Genomic DNA, 506 nt, shown 5'->3' with positions numbered 1-506 from the left:
GTCGTGGGGAGACTCGGGGGAGAGTGCGGTGAGGAGGCGGTACGGGCCGATGTGCGCCCACTCGGCCACCGGTGCGAAGCGGGGTTCCGCGAGGGCCGCGCGGCACGCCGCCGTGGCTTCCTGCCAGGCGGTGCCCAGGTCGGTGAGGCCGATGCGGGGGGTGCCGATACCGGCGACGGGGGTGGTCTCGCGCGGCGGTCGTGAGGCGCCGCTCGCCGAGGGAGTCCGGCCGTCTGTCGGTGGTCGTGAGGTGGTGTTCGCGGTGGGAGTGCCTCCGGCGGAAGACGGTTGCGAAGTGCCGCTCGTTCCCGCGATCCGGCCGTCTGTCGGCGGGCGTGAAGCGGCGCTTGCCTCGGGCCCTCGTGTGTTCCCTGGCGCCTGTGCTGCCGCACCTGCCCCGGGTCCTCGTGTATTGCCTGGCGCCTGTGCCGCCGTACTTGCCCCGGGGCTTCGCGTGTTCCCCGGCGTCTGCGTCGCGGCGTTTGCCCCGGGCCCCCGCATATTCC

Annotated in this window: 1 protein-coding gene; it reads left to right on the top strand. The window is 74.1% G+C overall.

Annotation, left to right across the window (positions count from 1 at the left end; genetic code table 11):
- The coding region (locus ACNFOC_RS55155; RefSeq protein WP_416966414.1) for a hypothetical protein at positions 1–204 on the top strand (204 nt) is incomplete at its 5' end.
- Positions 205–506 lie beyond the last annotated feature (302 nt).

It is taken from the genome of Streptomyces colwelliae (genome assembly GCF_048158785.1).
Classification (GTDB): Bacteria; Actinomycetota; Actinomycetes; order Streptomycetales; family Streptomycetaceae; genus Streptomyces.
Note: the sequence above shows the minus strand (reverse complement) of the source record. Positions and strands in the feature narration are given on the sequence as shown.